General features: G+C 43.1%; 26 protein-coding genes and 1 pseudogene. 19 read left to right on the forward strand and 8 right to left on the reverse strand.

What is annotated here, in order from left to right; genetic code table 11:
- Positions 1–234 precede the first annotated feature (234 nt).
- Entirely contained in the window at positions 235–399 is a 165-nt protein-coding gene (locus tag F7734_RS51865) for a hypothetical protein (protein WP_155752082.1), read from the reverse strand.
- A gap of 204 nt (positions 400–603) precedes the next feature.
- Positions 604–1,236, reverse strand: a complete 633-nt coding sequence (locus F7734_RS51870) for a GIY-YIG nuclease family protein (RefSeq protein WP_166482692.1) — start codon at positions 1,234–1,236, stop codon at positions 604–606.
- Positions 1,237–1,474: 238 nt separating this feature from the next.
- On the opposite strand from F7734_RS51870, the gene F7734_RS51875 reads away from it, so the two are divergent.
- The 5 genes from F7734_RS51875 to F7734_RS51895 all read left to right on the forward strand — a co-directional run bounded on the left by F7734_RS51875 (position 1,475) and on the right by F7734_RS51895 (position 4,748).
- Positions 1,475–1,927, forward strand: coding sequence for a hypothetical protein (locus tag F7734_RS51875; RefSeq protein WP_155752084.1), 453 nt, complete (start codon positions 1,475–1,477; stop codon positions 1,925–1,927).
- 72 nt (positions 1,928–1,999) lie between these two features.
- On the forward strand, positions 2,000–2,335 hold the full coding sequence (locus F7734_RS51880) for a hypothetical protein (protein WP_155752085.1): 336 nt from the start codon (positions 2,000–2,002) through the stop codon (positions 2,333–2,335).
- Between the two features lie 54 nt (positions 2,336–2,389).
- Positions 2,390–2,878, forward strand: coding sequence for a hypothetical protein (locus tag F7734_RS51885; RefSeq protein WP_155752086.1), 489 nt, complete (start codon positions 2,390–2,392; stop codon positions 2,876–2,878).
- On the forward strand, positions 2,862–3,071 hold the full coding sequence (locus tag F7734_RS51890) for a hypothetical protein (protein WP_155752087.1): 210 nt from the start codon (positions 2,862–2,864) through the stop codon (positions 3,069–3,071). The genes F7734_RS51885 and F7734_RS51890 overlap by 17 nt, the downstream gene beginning before the upstream one ends.
- Positions 3,072–3,761: 690 nt before the next feature.
- On the forward strand, positions 3,762–4,748 hold the full coding sequence (locus F7734_RS51895; RefSeq protein WP_155752088.1) for a tyrosine-type recombinase/integrase: 987 nt from the start codon (positions 3,762–3,764) through the stop codon (positions 4,746–4,748).
- A gap of 780 nt (positions 4,749–5,528) precedes the next feature.
- Here F7734_RS51895 and F7734_RS51900 read toward each other — a convergent pair.
- From F7734_RS51900 to F7734_RS51920, 5 genes are all read right to left on the reverse strand, one after another.
- Complete coding sequence (locus F7734_RS51900; protein ID WP_155752089.1) at positions 5,529–5,876, reverse strand: hypothetical protein; 348 nt, start codon at positions 5,874–5,876, stop codon at positions 5,529–5,531.
- Positions 5,877–5,946: 70 nt separating this feature from the next.
- Entirely contained in the window at positions 5,947–9,366 is a 3,420-nt protein-coding gene (locus F7734_RS51905) for a plasmid replication protein, CyRepA1 family (RefSeq protein WP_155752090.1), read from the reverse strand.
- Entirely contained in the window at positions 9,366–9,764 is a 399-nt protein-coding gene (locus F7734_RS51910) for a hypothetical protein (protein WP_155752091.1), read from the reverse strand. The genes F7734_RS51905 and F7734_RS51910 overlap by 1 nt, the downstream gene beginning before the upstream one ends.
- Positions 9,765–9,984: 220 nt before the next feature.
- The gene (locus F7734_RS51915; RefSeq protein WP_155752092.1) at positions 9,985–10,179 is read right to left on the reverse strand and encodes a hypothetical protein; all 195 of its coding nucleotides are present in this window, start codon (positions 10,177–10,179) and stop codon (positions 9,985–9,987) included.
- 259 nt (positions 10,180–10,438) lie between these two features.
- Complete coding sequence (locus F7734_RS51920) at positions 10,439–10,609, reverse strand: hypothetical protein (RefSeq protein WP_155752093.1); 171 nt, start codon at positions 10,607–10,609, stop codon at positions 10,439–10,441.
- Positions 10,610–11,052: 443 nt separating this feature from the next.
- On the opposite strand from F7734_RS51920, the gene F7734_RS51925 reads away from it, so the two are divergent.
- The 11 genes from F7734_RS51925 to F7734_RS51970 all read left to right on the forward strand — a co-directional run bounded on the left by F7734_RS51925 (position 11,053) and on the right by F7734_RS51970 (position 17,656).
- Entirely contained in the window at positions 11,053–12,033 is a 981-nt protein-coding gene (locus F7734_RS51925; RefSeq protein ID WP_155752094.1) for a plasmid segregation protein ParM domain-containing protein, read from the forward strand.
- The gene (locus F7734_RS51930) at positions 12,030–12,569 is read left to right on the forward strand and encodes a hypothetical protein (protein WP_155752095.1); all 540 of its coding nucleotides are present in this window, start codon (positions 12,030–12,032) and stop codon (positions 12,567–12,569) included. The genes F7734_RS51925 and F7734_RS51930 overlap by 4 nt, the downstream gene beginning before the upstream one ends.
- Complete coding sequence (locus tag F7734_RS61400; protein ID WP_166482693.1) at positions 12,570–12,746, forward strand: hypothetical protein; 177 nt, start codon at positions 12,570–12,572, stop codon at positions 12,744–12,746.
- Complete coding sequence (locus F7734_RS51935) at positions 12,743–12,886, forward strand: hypothetical protein (RefSeq protein WP_155752096.1); 144 nt, start codon at positions 12,743–12,745, stop codon at positions 12,884–12,886. Before F7734_RS61400 ends, F7734_RS51935 begins: the two co-directional genes overlap by 4 nt.
- Positions 12,879–13,112, forward strand: coding sequence for a hypothetical protein (locus F7734_RS51940; protein ID WP_155752097.1), 234 nt, complete (start codon positions 12,879–12,881; stop codon positions 13,110–13,112). Before F7734_RS51935 ends, F7734_RS51940 begins: the two co-directional genes overlap by 8 nt.
- The gene (locus tag F7734_RS51945; protein ID WP_155752098.1) at positions 13,109–13,378 is read left to right on the forward strand and encodes a hypothetical protein; all 270 of its coding nucleotides are present in this window, start codon (positions 13,109–13,111) and stop codon (positions 13,376–13,378) included. The genes F7734_RS51940 and F7734_RS51945 overlap by 4 nt, the downstream gene beginning before the upstream one ends.
- A gap of 128 nt (positions 13,379–13,506) precedes the next feature.
- A complete protein-coding gene (locus F7734_RS51950) occupies positions 13,507–13,785 on the forward strand; it encodes a hypothetical protein (RefSeq protein WP_155752099.1) in 279 nt (92 codons plus the stop codon).
- A gap of 4 nt (positions 13,786–13,789) precedes the next feature.
- Positions 13,790–14,284 carry a hypothetical protein gene (locus F7734_RS51955; protein WP_155752100.1) on the forward strand — a complete coding sequence of 165 codons (495 nt, stop codon included), beginning with the start codon at positions 13,790–13,792 and terminating at the stop codon, positions 14,282–14,284.
- Between the two features lie 11 nt (positions 14,285–14,295).
- Positions 14,296–15,009, forward strand: a complete 714-nt coding sequence (locus F7734_RS51960) for a hypothetical protein (RefSeq protein WP_155752101.1) — start codon at positions 14,296–14,298, stop codon at positions 15,007–15,009.
- Positions 15,010–15,071: 62 nt separating this feature from the next.
- Positions 15,072–16,634, forward strand: coding sequence for a hypothetical protein (locus F7734_RS51965; RefSeq protein ID WP_155752102.1), 1,563 nt, complete (start codon positions 15,072–15,074; stop codon positions 16,632–16,634).
- 512 nt (positions 16,635–17,146) lie between these two features.
- Positions 17,147–17,656, forward strand: a complete 510-nt coding sequence (locus F7734_RS51970; protein WP_155752103.1) for a hypothetical protein — start codon at positions 17,147–17,149, stop codon at positions 17,654–17,656.
- Between the two features lie 156 nt (positions 17,657–17,812).
- Here the strand turns inward: F7734_RS51970 and F7734_RS51975 are convergent, their stop codons facing one another.
- Positions 17,813–18,154: a hypothetical protein gene (locus F7734_RS51975; protein ID WP_207714414.1), complete on the reverse strand. Its 342-nt coding sequence runs from the start codon at positions 18,152–18,154 to the stop codon at positions 17,813–17,815.
- 313 nt (positions 18,155–18,467) lie between these two features.
- On the opposite strand from F7734_RS51975, the gene F7734_RS51980 reads away from it, so the two are divergent.
- The 3 genes and pseudogenes from F7734_RS51980 (at position 18,468) to F7734_RS51990 (ending at position 21,374) form a co-directional block, all read left to right on the forward strand.
- Positions 18,468–19,130, forward strand: coding sequence for a recombinase family protein (locus tag F7734_RS51980; RefSeq protein WP_243147544.1), 663 nt, complete (start codon positions 18,468–18,470; stop codon positions 19,128–19,130).
- Positions 19,022–20,413, forward strand: a pseudogene (locus F7734_RS51985) (IS481 family transposase); the annotation flags it as partial. The gene F7734_RS51980 and the pseudogene F7734_RS51985, both read left to right, overlap by 109 nt.
- On the forward strand, positions 20,403–21,374 hold the full coding sequence (locus F7734_RS51990) for an AAA family ATPase (protein WP_155752105.1): 972 nt from the start codon (positions 20,403–20,405) through the stop codon (positions 21,372–21,374). The pseudogene F7734_RS51985 and the gene F7734_RS51990, both read left to right, overlap by 11 nt.
- The last annotated feature ends 332 nt before the right edge of the window (positions 21,375–21,706 follow it).

Here is a 21,706-nt window from a genome sequence, read left to right on the forward strand (position 1 = left end):
ACATATGTGTCCGGTTTAAAAGTTCTTATAATTTGGACGCTTTTAGAGAGAAAATACCTGAAACTACTATTCCATAAGCTTTATAGCTTATTTGCACTTAATGTGGTTTCATTTGCACTTAATGTGGTTTGTTTGCATTTATTGTGGTTTTATTTGCTCCTAATGTGGTTTTGAGACCCCTCTTATTTGCATTTAATGTGGTTTCAAAAATGGCTTGTTTGCAGTTTTGAGCGTTTATGTTTGCAGTTCGCTACACGTAACTGGCTGGGGGCGGGATTCGCCCATAATTGTTTGTTCAAGAATATCTCTAGCAACTAATGAGATGCTTTTGTCGTCCCCTATCAATTCACCTAGCTTTAGCGCTAGTTCATCGCTAATCTTAAAAGCTATTAGTTTCATATAAAAAATTAACGCCATTAACCATAATTCAATGCTAGTTAATGGCGTTAACTTATTGCTCGTTTAATAATTCCTGGATAAACCGATTCAACCTTTGTTCATAAAGGTCTTTCTTGTCACCCCCTTTAGCAGCACGGAAGTTTGCAAGATGGCGATCGCGCAAGGCGATTATCTTGCTTTCATCAATCTGAGGAGGCGGTTCTTTTATGCTGCTAACTTTCCCTCTAATTCCTCAATCCGCTTAAGCACTGGAGCTAGTGCCTGAGATATCTTGCCGTCAACATCAGCATCATTGTTAGTGGACAAAGCATCTTGTTCGATTACTAGTCGATAGGCAGCAATCAAAAAGTCTGCTTTTCCCTTACCAGTGCGTTCCAAATAAGCCTCAATCTCTCCCAGCACATCTGGGGGGATTCTGCATGAAAAGAATGGGTTGCCCGTTTTTAGCTCCAAAGGAACCTCTTCCCCATTCAACTCCGGGTCTAGCGCTTCAATCAAGCTGGATTCAAAAGCGAGCAAGTTTTCTTCGCTTGCTGGCAACCAGCTAACCTTAACATCCTCTCCTGCACCTACAAACTGCAAAAGTCTATGGTGTGAGTTTATGCGCTGCCTCAAGTTAACTGTTTTGCCAATGTACAACAGCCGTTGACCGTTCCATACAAAATAAATAACTGATTCGTTGGGTAACTTGGCGCGATCGCTAATAAGAATAGACGGAAAAGAGGAGCGAAGCATATCAACTATAACCTCTGTTCTGCCTTTACCTGTAGCGTCCCTTTGGTGCTGGATGACCGCTATAAGGTCATCTGGACATCTAAAACCTACGTGCTCACTCATTGTTTTACTAGTGTTCAACACTTCTAATCTATCATCCTGTTGAACAGATGTTTTACTATTGTGCCACATTGACAAACTGGCACATTGTTCAACACGTGTTGAACAGTAGGTGTTAGATTAGTATCACGAGCGTAAAACACACGTTCAACAGGGATGCAGTACCACAAACAAAAAGACGACCGCACCAACGCCAAGCGTAAGCGCGATCGCACTCATTCAAAATCATCTTTTTCAAAATATGACAACTTTAGCACAACGCAAATCGCCATTAACCAACCACCAGAGAGGAATGATTGCAGCCGTAATCAACTTGTGTGAGGATTTTTCAATCGCTGCCAATGACATCTGGACGATTTACGTCCACGAAGAAACCAGCGTTCTTTGGGTGCATCTGTACAACGGCGCACAACTCCCCTTTGATTGTGATTGGTTCCGAGAAGAACTCAACAACCTCAGACTTCAGCAGCGTGTACAAAAAGCCGATGAGTGCAAGGTAATAGCTGTAGAGGGCAAGCGCTACACAGTACTAAACACCAGTAACAACAACAATTACACAGTTGAACCACACCGCGTGTTTAGCAACCAAAGATGCACTTGCATGGACTGCCGCAAGCGAAATCAGGTCTGTAAGCATCAAGTTGCTGTAAAACGCTATCAGCTATCTCTTAGTGAAACGCTAGCTGTACGATAATTCCAATCTCTTATTGAGATTACAGGGTGTGTCCGCTTCATTTTCAACACCATTAGACAGGAATCAAAAAACATGACCGCTTCTATCCACCACGCCTCGATTATTGAAAACTTAGTTACTCGTGCTGTAACTGATATCAAGAAGTTGTTTAGATGCACCAACACAAGTGCGATCGCACCTCTCCCCAAAGGTTACAGGGAGTACGCGGAGGATACTGCTGAAGAAAGATTACGCCGCATCAACAGAGCGAGACTTAAAGAAACTCTGTTCCCATTGCTCGAACAAGGCTATGAGTTGGTTGATTTCGTGTCTGTTGTTGCTGACATCGCACACAAACAGGACGCTCAAGACATTTTGGCGCTATTAGAAGAAGCTGAAATGTTAGCCGATGTACTGGCTGAGAAATAAAAAGCAGCGTGGGGTGCATCTACTACCCCCACACTACTAATAGGAGAAACAAAAATGCAGACACAACCTGAATACTTAGAAATCCCTCAAGATATCCTTGAATTCTTTGCACACTGCTACGTGCGCTCTTTGAACTGGGATGAGGCACTTGCAGAAAAGTTATTGCCGATGTTTTATGTTAACTATCGTGTTAGCAACACAATGAGATTTCAATTGTTCGGCTGTATTCATCAGAAGCAAGACCAGTATAATCAGCCCACAACTTACGGCGAGATGCAATCTTTATTGATTGAATTAAGTTGCTTAACCATTTTCTACAACGAGCATATTATTTACAACTGCTTGAGAAATTTATTCCAGAATACTCCAGACAGAAATAAGGCTAAGCAAGAAATAACTGAGCTTATCAAAAAGTTCTGTCAATCTCCAGAGCAACTGGAAGAAGTCGATTATTATTACTCACGTTTTATCTACGAACTTGGTGACGCGCCAATTAAAACTTATGCGGTGGCTGAACCAGACAACCTTGACTGCATTTTCTAGGTGCGATCGCACACCACACCACCCCACCTTACACAAAACTATGAACACCCAAACACTTCTCAAGCAACTTAGCACCAACCAGTATTTACCGATTGGCAACATTAGCGAACGGGTAATTTATCCCCTAATTCAAAAAGGTTTAGTTCGTGTGATAAACACACCAGATGGGTTACAAGTTACCAAAATAGCCTAAACCGTAGGTGCGATCGTACCACCCAATAAATTAAAGCCCCTTCACGCGCATTGTGGAGGGGCTTTTTTGTGGTTATCTGTATTACAGGGGAGGGGCGGAAGCTGGGGCGGTGCTACTAAAAAAGTATAAAAAAATGGATAAAAATTGCTTAGACGAAAAAAGGCTGAAACGCTTAGCTGACAAAGAGTGTAGCGGGGGCATCACTCCCTTATATAGTTATATAAAAACAGGAAGTGATGCCCCCACAAAAAACGCATACTACAGACGTGTTACATTTACCCAATCACATGACCATCACATAAGAACAGTGTGAAGTTCTGGTGGAACTTCTGGTGGAACTTTAGTGAAAACTGAGAATAACTCCCATGCACTGATAAGCACTCTCATGCACTCTCATGCACTTCCATGCACGCCCATGCTCGTGCTGCATAGTGGTAGCACGCGTGTAGCATACAGCGTGTCGCGGTTTTGTTAATGCGACACGCACTTTTAGAACTTAGAATGCTGAAAGTTAGCACACTAAGTTTCTGACCGCGATCGCAGTGCTACGTAGTAATCCTTGTAACCTCTTGTTACGGTAGTAGATAAGCTTATAAAAGCCGCCATTTAGATAAGTTTTGTTGATTGCTGTCCGGTTAGTGGTGACAAGAAAGGTATAAGGTATTGTAAACAGCCATTATCAATACCTAAATGACTAATCTAACTCATATTGAATCCGACTTAGCACACTTCTACTCCGCTATAAGTAACTGTACTCAAGCGCTTAGCGATGACCCTGATGTTTTAGCGCTGCTGCTAGAAGATAAGCGAAGTGACCAAACTAAACGCGCCTACGCTACAGATGTGCGTTTATTCTTCGGAGTTTTCAATTTGGAACCAACAAAAGAGAATATCTTGGCGTTTCTCAAGCTACCACAGCACCAAGCGCTACAAGTTGTGCTGAAGTTTAAGGCGGAACTAAGGAGGGAGCAGAAAGCAGAGGCAACCATCAACCGACGACTCTCCGCTATCAAGTCCCTGGCTAAGATGGGCAGAAAGCTGGGGATATGCAGTTTCACTCTAGAAGATGTGGACTGTGAGAAGGTCGTTCAATATCGGGATACAACAGGTATTGATGTTAAAACTTTTGCTAGTATCTTGGCACAGTGCGATCGCGCTGATATTGTAGGAAAGCGCAATTACGCCTTGTTGCGCTTACTGTGGGGCAATGCACTACGCAGAACTGAAGTAGTTAATTTATCTGTGTCAGATTTTGACCCCAACAGTAAAACGCTTAAGATTTATGGGAAGGGCAAAGGGAACCAACAAGAAACAATTGATTTGGGGGAGTCCACTGTTACAGCTATCGTGGATTATTTAAATTCTCGCCCTAACATTACCCCAAACTCACCACTGTTTGTTAGTGTAGACAACTGGAAAGCAGGAAACCGATTAAGCGGGGACGGCGTTTTTAAGATTCTCGATAAATTGTGCAAGGCAGCAGGCATCACCAAGCAAATGTCACCGCACCGGATACGGCACAGTGCTATCACTGCTGCCCTGGATTCCACTGGGGGGAACGTGCGAAAAGTACAAAAACTTAGCAGGCACTCCAAGATAGAAACTTTAATGCGGTACGACGACAACCGCCAGCGTGTACAGGGCGAGATGACAGATTTACTTGATAACTTGGTGTAATGCGATCGCACCTGACGGATGCTGGGGACGTTGCTTCCCTAGCATCCCGGATCGCAGTAATCATGATTGATTAATTTTTTGTTGTGTTTTTTGATTCAAAAAGCGTCAAAAAAGCTCATCTTTGTTCAAATGATTTTACCAAAAACCCCTCTGACGTGGGGGATAGTCAGAGGGGTTTTTGGCTCCCAAACCCAGCAATAAGCTGCCGAAATAAATATAGTGATTTGTTATATAACCACATGGTAACACAGTAATTAACTTAGCTAGCAGCTGGTTCACCTCTCCAAATCCCCGAAACGCTTACTGCACGGACTTTAGAGAGCAGTTAAGATAAGTACGATCGCACCTCCGGCGACTACCTCAAGTGTTTACTGTACAAGCAATATAGCTAATTTTAGAGGTATCCTGCAGCTGAGGGTATTTTTGTATTTTTTGTAATTTTTAGACTGGGTAAACCGTGTTTGTGAGTGCGATCGTACCTCCATCCCTACTGTGAGCAAATATACTTACCCTGCGAGAATCGCTTTTAAGGAGCCGTGTAAAACGTAGGTACAAACATACCAGCGATACAAAACAAGCCCCTTGTAGCTCATCCTGGAGGGGCTGTTTGGGACTTAGACGCAATTTCTTTTGTCTGATTGCTTTCCCTTAGTGCAAAATAGTTAGTTTTGCTAACTGTTAGGTTATTTAATTATTTTTCTGAATTTTCTGAATTTTCTGACTACCTTAACGCGCTTCATGGGGTTTGTTTTGTAACCAGATAGTTAGATAAGCTAACTGTTAGGATGCTAAGCTTTTTAACTCTTGCTCATGCACGCAAATGAACTGGGAAAACTTGTCCGGCTGTTGGGCAAGTTGGTATAAATCCTGTACACTCATTTGTTGGACTTCTAACTGCTGTTGCTGCTGTGGTGCCACCTCGCCAGAGGTGCGATCGCGCTCCAGTTCGCTCTTAATTCTTTGGGTTGTCGCACGCTCTAAATTAATACACTCTTTCTGTAGCGCCACAACACGGCTAACTTGGTGTTGCAGGCGTGATAACTCGGTTTGCAGTTGTTGCAAAGATTTCGGTTGGTGCTTGTGACGATATAACACGCTCTGAATTGCTGAATGTAGTGGTGTGTGCATATCTAATCCTTTAAAATTACATTGTAGTTTTTTGTGGTGTGGGGGGCAGATGCCCCCCCTGATAACTGACCTAAGCTGGTACTTGTGGTACGGGTTTTAGGTCATCGGAGTGAACCTCCCTATTCCAGCTACTTCTGATAGATTCCTCTTCCTCTGGGGTAAGTAGTTCGCCCAAGAATCCCCTAACTGATTCTATGTAGTCCTCAATGTTGGTTTCGGGCTGTTCCTCCCTCGCTTTCCCTCCCCCATTTAAAGATATGGGGAAATCGTAAGTTTCTGTAGACGGTAGGACAGTAGATGGTAGTTCAGTAGTCGGTAGTACAGTAGACGGTAGGACAGTTAAACCTAAAAGAGATAAATATATATAAGAAAACTGTCCTACCGTATCAAGCTTTGATACAAAATGAGGATTGATTTCTAACTTTTTGGGGTGTACTACCGACTTAGAGGCGCGATCGCGCTCAATCCATTTTTTAAAAACTGCTGTCCTACCGTCATCAACCGGGGGGGTTTCATCTTTTTCATACTTTCTGGTAGGACAACAGATAAGCTGGTAAACTTTATCTTGCTCACCACGCCCCCCTACCTTTTTGTTGGTGTATCGCGTGGTTAACCCTAAAACCTGCAACAAGACGTTTAACCTTTGTATTGGCGTAGTCTTTTTATCATCCTTATTTTTAAGTTTGATGGACACGCCAAGGATGTTTTTAATGTCGTGTGCCAGAGTGGGGTATTGGTCGAGCAGGTTTGAGAAGTTCTCAATTAATGGGTGCTTGTTGGTAACTTCCTGTCCCAAAAGCTTAACAATATCGACAATCCCTAGCTTTTCCAATGCACCAACTCGCACGCCAAGGCACACACGGTTAATTTGTGGTTTCCATAATTTCCCTTCGCCACTAACAAACATTGCATCTATTTTATTTAAGTCACGGTCACTCAGGAACTCGCGTCCTACGGTGGTGTAATAGTGTAACAGTAGCGGCTTGTACCATCCGCTATCGTCCAACCTGGTTAATTCTGGTGTGCATGGGGTCAAATAACGTTGTTCAATCTCCCATTTACGCTCTTTTTCCCTATCCGCTACTGTTTTCTGAAGTGATTTCTTAGATTTTTCGTAGTCAGCCTGAGATGCAAAAGCTTCTTGTGATGCGATCGCGTCCAATTTCTCAGAGTAATTCTCATCACGGTTATCCTTCATCTCTTCATAGGTTTCCTTGCAATCTTCAAAATCTACATCCGTAACCGTGTGTCCTTCTAAAGTTAGGTACTCGAAAATCCCATTGGCATAATCCCAGCAACCAGCATTGTGTCTTGCTGCCATTTCCAGGTAACAATTAAAAAAAGCATCTGTGTCTAGCGGGTCTTCCTCGTTAATTTCCTCCCAAATAATTCCACTCTGGCGTAATATGCCAAGTTGAGATTGGAACACTTTGTTTTCAGTGGCGAACAACTCTCTAGGATTGGTTGAACCATTCCCCTTAAAGGTCATATTCATTGCACGGTCTTTTGCCCAAATGTGCCTAGGGATTGGTTCGCGTACACGGGCTATAGATTGCAGCACAGAGTTAATAGATTGCACGCCCTGCGCGATCGCCCACACGGAAGTAAAATGTTTTTCCGGTGTTTCGGGATAAAGCTTAGCGAGTTCTATACTTACACCAGTTTCAATGACGGGACTGCAAATAACTATATCGTAATCCGGTAATACCTGGTTTAGATTTTCAATACAGTTGAAAGCTGCGTGCTTAGGGTCACTGACTGTCTCAGCGTCAATCCTTAAAATCTTCTTTTCAGGGAACAACTCTTTCAGCTTAGATTCAAGTCCGATAGTTCCCCATGTTGACTGTGCTTCCTGTCCGCCAGTGCTGACAATAGGCTTTTCCCCATTTGCGATAGCTTCAATCAGTGCTTTAAACATCTGAGCAGGATTAGATCCGCCGTATCTATGCACCTTCCAGCAATCTTCCTTGGATGGACGCCAAGAATTGACGATTAAGAATGGTTGGATGTCCCAGCCAGCTAATTTCTTAATCATTTTGATTGTTAAATCTGTTAAGTCAGCATCGGACAAAATAACTCGTCCTTCCCCCCCTTCCTTGAGTACCTTTTGGATTAGTTTAGAAAACTCCCTAAGGATTGCTATCCGATTACGATCGCACGTTTCGGAATCTAGCAAAGACCACAGACTTTGTTCGCACTCATCTAAAATTACAGTACAATTGCTAGTCCAGTTTTCAGCGCTAAACCTTGCTTGGCTTTTAGGGTGTAAGGATTCAAAGCACACGGCGTAACCTAAAATCCCTCCAGTTTCTGAATCCTTAATTTCTTCAACATAATCAACCCCCACAACATTAGCTAAAGCTTTCCCCAACTGTCTCCGGTGCGTGATAATGAGAACGGGCTTCCCTTCACGAAGGGACTCCCTTACCTGCGATGCAATAAAGAAAGTTTTCCCTGTACCTTTAACCGATTTAATTCCAAGCAGTCTAGCTAAAACTGGTATATCAGATGGCTTGACAGCTTGTCCCAAGTAGCGGCTATCAACTGTAATACTCGGTGTGAACGACAACTTAAAGGATGTCCGCAGTTGCCATTTTGAAAAGTTCTGTGTATTGCCTAAAACTTGATCGACACGCTCTAGCCCGTAGTTGACAAGCAAATCATCAATACCTTTTGCTTGGCTAGCATCCCAAACAGCAACGCTCACCACACAACCATTTGCACGCAATAGTTTTGCATAGATAGCTACGCTACTCGCTACAGATGCGGCTACTTTGGGTTTTTCTTCCTGGTCAAGGCAAACAATAATATCGCGGTCTGTTATCCACTCAATCTCAGGGATTAACTTATGCTTTGAAATGACGCTAAAGCCAGCAAGCCTATATCCCCCATTGTGGGAAGGCAAGCCAACAGCCACATACCCTGCGGTTAGAAGGGCAGCAGCTTTCTTCGCTCCCTCGGTCAAGACAATGGGAAGATTTTTGTCTTGTACCCACTGCCAAAATTCCCCGTTATCTGGCATCTCCACACCATACCTATTGGCAATCTTCTGCCAAATATACTTGGGAACTCTTAAGAAGAATGCCCGTGTAGGTTCCTTGCGGGGATGCTCATACTTGATAGCACGATCGCGTTCCGTGTCGTGGCGTGGGCTGTCTGGTTTTAAGCACCCCCAGTCCATAAGTTCCCAGTTCTTCAGAGGGTCTAAGCCACTACACCACCAAGATAGTTTTTGCGAAATTTCGTTAACTTGGCGTTTGTAGTGACTGGGAAGAGAACCATTGTTTAGTCTTTTTATTTCTGGAGACTGGAACAATCGCCCAATGCCAGCTTCCCCAACTGTCTCAATGTTTAGTCTTACAATCTCTGCATCTACACCGCTTTTTACGTGCCATTCTTCAAAGTGGTGAGGTGCTACGCCATTGGAGAAATACTGTCCATCTTCAATGAAGTAATCTCCAGTACAGTTTTCCCATGCTGCGAGTATCATTAGCGCACCTCCATAGCAGGAGCGCTGAAGCTGATTCCTAAATTAATTAGTGCGATTTTTGAAAAACCATTCACCAGCACCGCTATAGCGGGCGCTTCACCTATCCACTTAGCCTTGCTTGTCAGCAAGTCGAAATTCTCAAGTAGGATAATCGCATCTTCCTCGGATGAGGGTCTGATATTGTGACACTCGCCGTAGATGTACTCGTACCCTGGAACTAAATCGCCTACTGTAGCGATGATATGCTGTTTACGGATTGACGACCGCCTTAAGGCAGCCTGGATAGAAGGTTTTTGGAATGATTGGACAAATCTAGCTTTCCAGCTTTTTTCCAGTCTACGGCTCGAAAAACCTGGTATACTGGATGTATTAGAATATTTCTTTGATGCTTTTTTCATTTTTTGGGTAGCCGAGAACCTGGGTACTTTTCGGCTCCACCCAAGCTTTTAAAAAATCTTCTCTTACCCTCTTACCTTGCTGCATCACAATAAGGTAATATTAATAAACGAAATTAGATTGTAAAAGAAGTTGGGTTTCTTGGGTGGAACCCGACTCTTTAATATTTGGGGGTTCTCGGTATAAGTACCTAATATTAAAGAGTGGTGAAAATTATAGCGATTAAGCTGCGTTGCGATCGCGCCTTGGAAACGGCGCGATATTTGCGTGTGTGGGTTTGTGACGCATCAAGTACTCATCTAAGGCACGGTTCACAAGTTCGGCACCCGACATTCCATAAGCTTTGCTGACTTCGAGGATGTCAACATCTTGGAATGGTCTGAAGGTGAAAGTTTTGCTGGCTACTTTACGAGTCATTGTGTTTTTTCATAGCTTGTAAATTTGCTACCTCTCTATAGTAAGACATTTTTTGTGAATGCGATCGCTGTAATGTTTGCCCTGTGCGGAAAAGCATAATGCTATAGTAGAAACACACTTAAATTACATTTAGTATTTAAGTAAATATTGATACTAAGGAAGACGCGATCGCGCTTCGCCGCACAGCAGCATATATATAGTTAAGCCATCTGCTAAACAACAGATGGCTAACATAGTACTGCAATATCGTGACGTTGAGTTATTTTTCTTTTGATTTCTTATCTAGGAAATCTTGAATAGCTTCTTCCATCGCTTCCGTTAGTTGCATTTGGTGTGCAGCACACCAAGCTTTGAATTTTAGAGCTAAAGATTTTTCAATCAATCCTGAAATCTGAAGATAATCTGGGTTGTTTCGCCGCCCCACGGTCATTTCTACTCCTCAAGTATTTAATACTATTCTATTGTGACATTGCAACGTTGAAATATTTTTCAATATCGCGACGATTCAACAACACAACGTTGAAATGTTGTGTTATATTAGAAATGTGAACGCAACACGGACACCAAGCTTAAAAACGCCTCGCGGTTATCCTTAATCAAGGTTGAAAAGCTAAGGACTGAGAGCAACACACAAGATTTTCAAGCTTTTAATTAACTAACAAATTAAATTACACCGCAATGCATACCTGCATTGTGAAAGATTCGTGCATCTAAATTTAACCCAACCCTGCGAGTTGGGCACATACCAACCCCAACCGTGACAACCAATCCGAGGGCGCGAGAGAAGGGAAGCTGCGGAAGTCAGCACCAGTCCTTACTGACTGGCTACAGCCAACCAAAACGGCTGTACCAGTTAAATAAGGAGACAAAATAATGCAAGCTACAGTTTGCGCTGATATCGGCAATTATTCAACCCTAATCAGCACTGTCACGGGACGCACTGCCAGCCCAGTTTTAAAGATGCGATCGCTGCTCTACAACTGCACACACAACGGCGAAGTTAGAGATAACGTTCACACAGCAGAGAATCCATTAGTTTATGTAAACCATAAATATTGGAAGGTTGGACGGCAAGCAGGTCTTTATAAAGACCATATCAATCTTGCTGAAGCGGGAAAAAATCGTTGTGATTTAGTTCTCCCTTTGTTACTTGCGGGGACTCCTTCAGGTTTTGAGGGGGAAGTAAAGTTCTTAGTACCGAAGCGTGACTCTGGTGCAGAGAAGTTGTTAAAAACTTCAATCATTGGGACTCACGAATATAGCGTTAATGGAAAAGAAGCAATCGCCAACTTTACTGATGTTGCCTTTACCGAAGAAACCAAAGCTCCTGCTAAATTTGCATTTGAGGCTGGTGTTGTTGCACCTAATGATGTAATTTTACTCATCGACCTTGGTGGTGGAACCTGTAATTGTGGCGTTTTTGCTTACGAAGACGACGTATTCAGCACTAGGTTTTACAAAAGTTACGACAATAGCGGTGGTATCGGCTTAGCTCAAGCTATTTGCAACACTGACCTTGTTAAATCTTACAAACGCACTGTTGATATTTCCAAAATAATGGATGCCTTAACCGATGGTAAAACCCATATCGGGAACAACCCTGATTACAGTTTTGCTTCTGTTTTGGATGATTGCATCGACACGTGGTTTGATTCGCTTTTAACGAAAGTATTGTCATCTACACAGCAACACTTGGATGAAGTTACGCAAATTTTGTGGTGTGGTGGCGGTTCTGAGTTAATAAAAAACCGCTTAATCCAGCAAGGACAAACGGTTCTAGACAATCCGCAGTACGCGAATATTGACGCGCTTATTCACTTCTCCAAAACGCCTAACCTGGCGATCGCAGCATGACGGATTTAAACCTAAATGCTCAATTAGGGGGGCGATTAAAAGCCCTCCAACATTATTGGAATCACGACACAGCAAGCGAAACACTGGCTACTGTGTTTGACATTTGCGTTAATCGTTGGGGCGTAACTTGCCCCAATCTTCCACAAGAGGCACTAGATAAAGGGCTAAGGGTGACATTAAAACAGCGTCATGTAACATATTTCGCAAACATGGCACAGCTAGCGGGGTGTACAGTGCCAGATGTTGCACGGTCAATGTTGATTCAGTGGTTATGTGCTACCGAACCAACACTGCTGCTACCTCAAACAACGCTATCGCCGCAGAAAATAACACCGCTACCGCAACAATCAACACGCACACAGGCGCAACTGCTACCAACACGCACTAAGAAAGCGCAAAAGAAGGCGAAACAACCGCTAACTGTGGCGGAAGCTGCACCGATAGAGGTGCAACCAACACGAGTTGAGGTTGAAAAGCCGGAACAAAAACCTAAGTTTGATGCCAAGGCTTCATTGTTAGCACTAAAGAGGGGATAAATGACAAGATTACGACAAAAGCGAGTTGTGTTAAATAGCGATTTGGAACCACTTGCTGACAAAATAATTGAACAAACTGGCATTCCTAATTGCTCGCAACTATTCGCCATCTTGCTAACTAATTACGGAGAAAAATTAATTACTGCTCTTAAGGGCGATAAGGAGTTGGTGCAATGAGTCGCAACAAAAGTACTACGCAGTGCGATCGCCTCACAGAAGTTATCACGCGTGTGGATGCTAGCACCAACACTAACAATCTCAAGGTGCTTGAGCCACAACAACCAATCGTCACAGTTAAGGAGCAAAGTAATGCGTAATAGCAAGGCATTAGATAAATCTAAGCGCTACCTAATCAGTGGTTTACGCGGACTATGGTACTTCAGCAGATCTAAAGGAACCAAGTATTTGTTCTGGCGGTTTGGGATGGACGATCCAAATCGGCGCGTAACTACCAGCTTGACTGAAGAAGAGGTGCGAGCGCTTGTCTGGGAAGAAATCAATCCCGTGGTTGACCTTAGTAGACTTGAGGCATTTGCAGAATGATGCAACTAAACCGCGTGTACGATAGCACCTTGCTATCGCGTAGCAAAACTTACAGTATAGAGGGCATTCTGTACCGCTATCTGTACTGCACCGACAAAATAAAAGCACCCAAATATGTGTTTTCCCCACTCGCAGGGCAGAGACGCACGGCAGATTTAGAGTTGAATCGATTGAAACTTTATACCCGTGTGTATGAAGTACAGGGCATGAGCACAAATCGCAATACTACGGTTACAAGCGATGCAGTTCAAATGAGCTTGTTTTGATAATGATTCATTTTTACCAAAGGAAGTACGATCGCACCGACTGCCAATCTTAATGCGATCGCACTCCATCTTAACCGTAAGGGTGCATTTTACTACAAAAGAAAATACACACAAGGATTGTAACAAAAATGACTCGACAAACTTACACCAACTCCCAACTAATCGAACAGATGCAAGAAAGTTGGGGGCAACAATTTGAGCAACTTAATATTTCTGAGAAAATATGGCTACTCTCATACGTTATCGGGCATATGGCTGCGGATGAATCTGAAGTTTACAAGCCGATGGAGATTGACGATTGTGTGTCAATGGCAGGTGAACGGATGAGCGAACTCAGTTTCTACCAGCAAATCGATTTAGCCAAGGCTTTAATCAACCAAATTGAGAACAACTATTTACACGGTTAAGAATATGCAAACATCACGTATTTGGCGCAGGCACGGGGGAAAGATTGTTTTTGGTTCTTTGATAGCTGGTAGCCTTCTGCTCAGCTACAAAGACATCGCCAGTAATATGCAAAACCTTTCTCAGGCAAGGGAGATGATATCGGCTAATACCAGTAAACAACAATTACTGGAAGAACAGATTGCACACGAGAAAGCGCAAGCTGCGATCGCAGAAGCACGCTACAACGCTGGATGCACGATAGTTGTAGCAGTAAACTCCCCTCGGAACCTTGCCACTTTGGTAGAGGGTGAACCAGTTTTAGACAGAACTACAAAGAAACCATTACCAGCAGGCACGGTAGTCTGTGACGCTAACGGTTCGACCGGAGTAATCGTTCACAATGCCCAGGGTGAATTGGTTGTGGGGCAAATGGCATTTACCGGGAATAGGGAGTTGGCACTTGAGCAAGTGCGTAAAATTCGAGGCGCAAAAGTTTACTACGTCACACCTGAAAAATAGGAGGTTTAATCATGTTTAGCAAAGGCGCTACTTCTGGCGGGTCTAGCAGTGCAGGTTCGGGAGGTCAGAAAAAGAAAAAAACTCCCCAAAAGTGGCTAAGAATTTTGTACTGGGGGCTTGTGGGGTGCGGGATTTACTTCGCTTATCTCAATATCACCCCATATGCCCGTGCTGTTGAGTTTCTTGGGGGGAGAACGGTAAGCCAAGCTTTCTTGTACCTGATTTCAGTAATCCCAATCGTTAACGGGATTGCTGCAATCGTTGGTCAGGGCATTACCTGGCTGTTGGGTGCAATGCTGTGGGGAGTTATTCAGATTATCGAAGTCCTACCGCTTATTCTCTACAACCACGAAGGGTTTATGTCCCAGGTCATCAGCAATGCTGACAGCCGTGCTAAATATCAAATCAAAGATACTGACGATCCTACACTGGCAATGCTTAAGCGCACTTACAACGCCTTGCCTATCTCGGTTGTGAGCAATCTAGAAAAACTGAAGATTGCAACTTACACGGTAGACTTTCTCATCTGTATCACCGTGTACTCACCTGTTGCATCTGGTAAATTTTCTGATTTCTTCTGGATACTCGCAACAGGGCAGTGGGGTAAGTTGGACTACGGCAATCTAGCACTGGCACTTATCACACTGTTTGCGATTGAGATAATTGTCTCCCTAATTATCTGGGTAGGTAAGCTGTCTTACGCAGTTAAAGAAGGCACTAAGTAATAAAATGCGCTTGCAACACCTCGATGTCGGATTGCAAGCGCCTGTCCATTGTTTTCAACATTATGAATATGACACGGTTTGACCCTAATAAGAATCAAAAAACACCTGATGAATGGAGTGCGATCGCACTTAACAGAACTGCTGATAACAATCTGCAATGGAATGTAATCGGTGGCATCATGCTTGGTATTTTGACAGCAGGTGCAGCAAGTCCCCTCACTGGGGGATTGGTCGCAGCTTACTTTGTCTGGGATAGCTGGAGGAAATCAGCAGGGATTCAGCGCAACCAAGCGGCTATTGTTGAAAGTGGGTGTGTAGCTCAAGTACTGGACGGTGATGATTTCATTAACTACACCTCTCAAGTTGGGCGTGAAGCTGTGCTGGCTGAGTTGCGGTACGCAAGCGCTCGTAATTTACCAATGAGTAATGCTGCCTTTGATTACCTAGAAGACAATGCTGCTACACCTACCACACCTGCTTTAACTCACTCTAATCAGTCCGTCCCCGCTATCGGTCAATTTACCAAGCTTAATGCTGTGGATGTCCCTACAACGCAGATAGATACCTACAATCCCAAAGAAGACACCCAAATCAGCATAATTGATGAAATGACCGATAGCATCACCAACAGCCTCATTATAGGCGCTCCTAGAAGCGGTAAGGGGATGTTAGTCAGCAATGCATTAAGGGAAGCAAAGCGAAAGCATCCAGGCTTGAAAGTGTTTGTAATTGATCCAAAAGCAAGTGTTCGAGAGGTTGGGTACTGGGACGGTGTAGCAGATGTGGTGAAGCGCTACCCATGTGAAAATCAACCAGATGAAGTGATTGTTAGTTGGGTTGAGAAATGCTTTGACGACTACTACGAGTTTGTTGGTGAAAACGGGCGAACATTACTATTTCTTGATGAGGGCGTAGCAGTTGGGAGTGCAGCAGAAAGATTAAAGAATCCGCTAATTCAAAATAAGATTACTTCAATTGCTAGTTTAGGTGATGAGTCAGGTAAAAACATCTGGATTGCTTCTCAATCACCATTTGTTAACGGGCTGGGGATTAAGCTTAGTGCATCTTCTCAAATGTTGGTGGTCGCAATTGTCAACCAAAACAATATTGGGATGTTTAAGCAATGGGCTAGGTCTTCAATCTTGGCTAAAACATCAGTAGATGAACTGGCACTTTTAATTAATAATTCCGATTGCAAGAGGGCAGTGTATTTTGGAAAAACAGGTAAGTGGTATTCGATGCCATCTCTTACTAATCATTCGGGATATGACCGGGACACTAACACCTATCTCCCCGGTTTTGCTCCTCCTCCCCAAGGGGAGAAATTGATTAGCGACTATGATGCAATCGCTAAACTTGAGGAATCTTTGAAGGCTGAAATAACACCTCATAGTGAACCTACCGAGGAACTTACCGAAGACGAAATAGCGTTATTAACTTGGATTAAAAGTAGAAAGAAAATAGGTAAAGAGTATGACGCTAACACAGCTAATAAGAATATGGATAAGTTAGTTAAACCTGATGAGTTTGACAGCAAGGCAGAGTACATTCGACATTTAATGAGACAGTTGAAAAATAAAGGTATGGGGACGCTGTCAAACGCTAATCAGTTTGACCCAATTTAATTTACCTCTGTTCTTCCGGTTTCCGGGTTGAGAAAAAAAAACTCTCAAAACAGCCTCCGGGACGACCCGGAAACCGGAAACCGGAAACCGGAGAAACACCGGAAGCTAGTCCGGACAAGCCCGGAAGCGTTTCCGGTGAGGTGCGATCGCCTTCCGGTTTCCGGGTGCCTTCCGGGATGCTTCCGGTAATCTTCCGGTAATCTTCCGGTGCGATTTATTAGTAAGAAGTGCGCCTATAAAACTGTGATTAATGTTAGGAGAAGAGATGTTTAAGGAACTGCTTACCGTAATCAGAAAACTGTTCAATCCTAAATTAAATGAGGTGTGGACAGACAGAGAGAGCGCTATATCGTTGGTGCTACTTTTTATTTCTGGTGTGTGTATTGCGCTTATAGTGGCTTACATACAGAACTAAAAAAGCTTAGCGCGATCGCATTCCGTATATAGCATTAACCCACGCCCACAAATTTGTAATTAATGTTTACCAAAAATAACTGTAGGAGATTGAAATAATGCAAGGTTTTATTTACCTAATCCGTGCAATTGGCACAGATAGATACAAGATAGAATCAGCGAGAAGTGAAAGCGCGATCGCATCAAGGATTGAGGATTACAACAAACTTAATTCTCTCTATCCTATTGAATTAATTCATTCTGTCCCAGTCCTAGAAACTAGCTGTTGCATCTCAATTCAAATTGCAATTAGCGACTTTAGAGATAAGACAGGATGGTTTGAATTGCCTGATGATGTAGCTGAATTGGTGTTAGATGAGATGGATAATTACTCGCCCAAGTTAGCACCAATGGATAAAACTGCTGAAGCGGTAGCAGGTGCGATCGTATCCCCAATTAATCTAGTTATGAGAGGGTATGAATATTTAGTTTTTAATGCAAACCCTCAGCACTTGTTCGCGGTTATTTGTTTTGTCGTAGCGCTTATTCTATTAGCACGACCTTTTACAGATTTCTCGCAATCTACTGATTCCCAAAGGGAACCAATTAGAGAAGAATTAATGAACTGACATATGAATCAAAAAATCCCCCATTAGCACATAAGCTAGTGGGGGATTTTGATTTACTAGTGCAAATTTTCAATTATTTGAGGGAGTAATCACACCAATGGTCGTTACTACTGCATTTTTTAAATTACTTGAATTTTTATTGCACCAAAACGGCTTTTAGTCGCTGACTAACCGGAACAACTGCGACCTTGCCCCCAACACACCCTGCCCCCAGCCAATATACTGCCATCTGCTACCATCATTAGCTATGTGGATAGCACCAGGACTACCAGCGTGAAAGAATTTAGTGAATAGTTTCGATTGTTCTAAGCACTTTCTAGGGATTGGCTCGCCATTAAATCTAGCTGTAAGCTGCTTAACTGCGTCGTTTTTAGTTTTTCTTTTTGGTTTTCGCTCGGTCTTAGGGTGCGATCGCACTTGCTTACTCAAGTGCTGGTCTATCTTGTCCAACCGTTCGACTATCCTTGTTAGTTTTTCCGTAACTGTAGCGAACTGCAAACATAAACGCTCAAAACTGCAAACAAGCCATTTTTGAAACCACATTAAATGCAAATAAGAGGGGTCTCAAAACCACATTAGGAGCAAATAAAACCACAATAAATGCAAACAAACCACATTAAGTGCAAATGAAACCACATTAAGTGCAAATAAGCTATAAAGCTTATGGAATAGTAGTTTCAGGTATTTTCTCTCTAAAAGCGTCCAAATTATAAGAACTTTTAAACCGGACACATATGTACGCAATTCATGGTTTAATTTAAATCATATTCGTTCAATTAAATACCAGAAGCTGTTTAAACCGACAGCCAGTATGGCTATGGTCATTTACGCTTATTTGAGAGTCTCCAGTGACAAACAAGACGTACACAACCAACGACACGGCATATTAGAATATGCCAATATACACGCTTTGAGTCCCATCCAGTTTATAGAGGACACCGTTTCTGGACGAGAGAAATGGGAGTCGCGAGGTGTGGGACTACTACTGACTCAAACAGCGCAAGCCGAAGATGTTGTAATTTTCTCAGAAGTCAGCCGGATGGCACGTTCCACACTACAGGTATTAGAAATGCTGGAGTGCTGCGTGCGTCGGGGAATCAACGTCCATATCGCCAAGCAAGGAATGGTACTAGATGATTCAATGCAAAGCCGAATTACAGCAACGGTTTTAGGCTTGGCTGCGGAAATCGAGCGGGAATTAATTGTACTCAGAACAACCGAAGCACTCGCTAAACGCAAAGCTGAGGGGAAAGCGTTGGGACGACCCAAAGGGCGAAAATCTGCACATTTAAAATTGGATGCTCATGAAGCAGAAATTCGCAGTTATCTAAACAAAGGTATCAGCAAGCGTTCAATCGCCAAACTGTACGTACCTCTAATCGCAAAGGTCGGCACTTATCGACGGTGGAAGCTATTCGCCTTTTGGAAGAACATGGCATCAACACTCCAGATGGTCAAGTCCAAGCTCCTGTAGGGTTATTGAAAGCAACCACCATCAATCGTTATCTCAAAAAATGGGGCTATGACCGCGATACCCTTATACGACAGCCCCCTGCCGTTCGCTTTCAAGCAGAGTACAGCAACCAATGTTGGCACTTTGACCTCAGCCCATCAGACCTCAAGCACGTAAAATCACCAGTCTGGATAGAACCAGGACGCGGGCATCCCTTGTTGATGCTTTATAGTGTTGTCGATGACCGTAGTGGTGTAGCATACCAAGAGTACCATGGAGTTTACGGAGAAGACGTAGAAGCAGCACTGCGGTTTATATTTGCCGCCATGTCGCCTAAGTCGGAAATCGACTTTCCGTTTCAAGGCATTCCCCAAATGCTGTACATGGACAATGGGCCGATTGCAAAGAGTTCGGTGTTCCGGAAAGTTATGGGGTATTTGGGGATTGAAGTATGTACCCACCTGCCAAACGGCAAAGATGGACGAAGGGTAACAGCTCGTTCCAAGGGGAAAGTGGAGCGTCCATTTCGTACCGTCAAAGAAATGCATGAAACTCTCTACCACTTACATGAACCAGAAACAGAAGTTGAGGCAAATAGTTGGTTGATGCGGTTTCTACTCCATTACAATAGCCGACCGCATCGAAGTGAACCTCATTCCCGGATTGAAGATTGGGTAAGTAACTTGCCCGACGAGGGGATTAGGGAGATGTGTAATTGGGAGCGTTTTTGTACATTCGCACGAGAACCAGAACGGCGCAAAGTGGGAATTGATGCCCGCATTACTATCGAAGGGATTGCTTATGAAATTGAACCGGATTTAGCTGGGGAAACCGTAGTTCTTTGGTGGGGCTTGTTTGATAACGAACTGTACGTAGAACATTTAGAAAAGCGCTATGGTCCTTATATCCCTGTTGGTGGACCAATACCCTTGCATCGCTACCGTAGCTTCAAGAAAACACGAACCCAAAAGCGGGCTGACAAAATTGAATCATTAGCTAAACAATTATCTTTACCTAGTTCTGCCATTGGTAAGATAAATCTGGCTGACGAACAACAAAGCTTTGTTGAAATTAAGGTGCAGTCCTTTGTTGACCCCGACCCGTTTCAAGAACTGACTTATCCCACAGCGATCGCGGCAAAGCAGGCAATTTCTGAGTATTTGGCACGTCCGCTCGCCAAACTCAATAAGGAACAGATGGTTTATATCGAGACGATTTGTGCCACCACTCTCAATAAGCAAGCGGTGATGGAAAAAATTCGAGATTTTTTTAATCCCTTACCAGGTACAAACCATGCTGAGTGATGTCATGAATTATTTTGGTCTTAAACGTACCTTGGATTATGTCGGGTATTTTGAGACTGAAGAACAAACAAATTTATTCAAAGAACTTCAACCCCAAATTAGGCAAGGTCGGTTAATTGCCCTATCCGGTGTTGTTGGTTGTGGTAAAACGACGGCTTTGCAGAGGTTGCAATCAGAATTAGCCTCGTCTAAGGACATTATTATTTCCCGTAGTCTCGCAGTTGAGAAAGACAAGGTAAGTTTAGCCGTTTTAATGACTGCTTTGTTCTACGATTTGGCTACAGAGAAGGATTCAAAACCCCCAACCCAATCTGAACAACGAGAACGAAAGTTGTTGGCTCTCATCCAAAAATGCCGCAAATCGGTAGTACTATTTGTGGATGAAGCTCACGATCTCCATCACAGCACTTTAAAACAAATTAAGCGCTTGATTGAATTGGCACGTCATAATGGTGGCACTTTATCTGTACTGCTTGCAGGGCATCCCAAGCTAAAAAATGATTTGCGTCGTCCATCCTTGGAAGAAATTGGTGCCAGAGCGAGCGTCTTTCAGCTTGAAGGTATCCGAGGATACCAGCAAGAGTATATTAAATGGCTTTTAAGTGAATGTATTCACGATGATTATCTGCCCTATGACTTGATTACAGATGAGGCCATTGCATTTTTGGCGGAACGATTGACGACTCCATTGCAAATTGAACATTACTTGAGGCTAGCGTTTGAAGAAGGTTACAAGGTTGGAACAAAACCAATAACTACGGGTGTAATTGAAGAAATTTTGAGCTTGAGTATCAATGATTTGGAACCTCGCTTGATTCGGTATGGATATAACGCCAAAGGTTTGGCTAATTTATTAAACATAAAGACTACGGAGGTTAATTCTTTTTTACACGGTCAATTGCCTCCCGGTCGAACTCAAGATTTGAGAGACCAGATGCTCAAAATGGGGATTCCTTGTTAAAGGAGCAAGCATATGGGGAATACCTCATCCAGTCTTCTTTTGTTTTGTTGTCGTCCAATTTATATATAAATAAATAGACATATGTGTCCGGTTTAAAAGTTCTTATAATTTGGACGCTTTTAGAGAGAAAATACCTGAAACTACTATTCCATAAGCTTTATAGCTTATTTGCACTTAATGTGGTTTCATTTGCACTTAATGTGGTTTGTTTGCATTTATTGTGGTTTTATTTGCTCCTAATGTGGTTTTGAGACCCCTCTTATTTGCATTTAATGTGGTTTCAAAAATGGCTTGTTTGCAGTTTTGAGCGTTTATGTTTGCAGTTCGCTACA

This window comes from Scytonema sp. UIC 10036, from assembly GCF_009725235.1.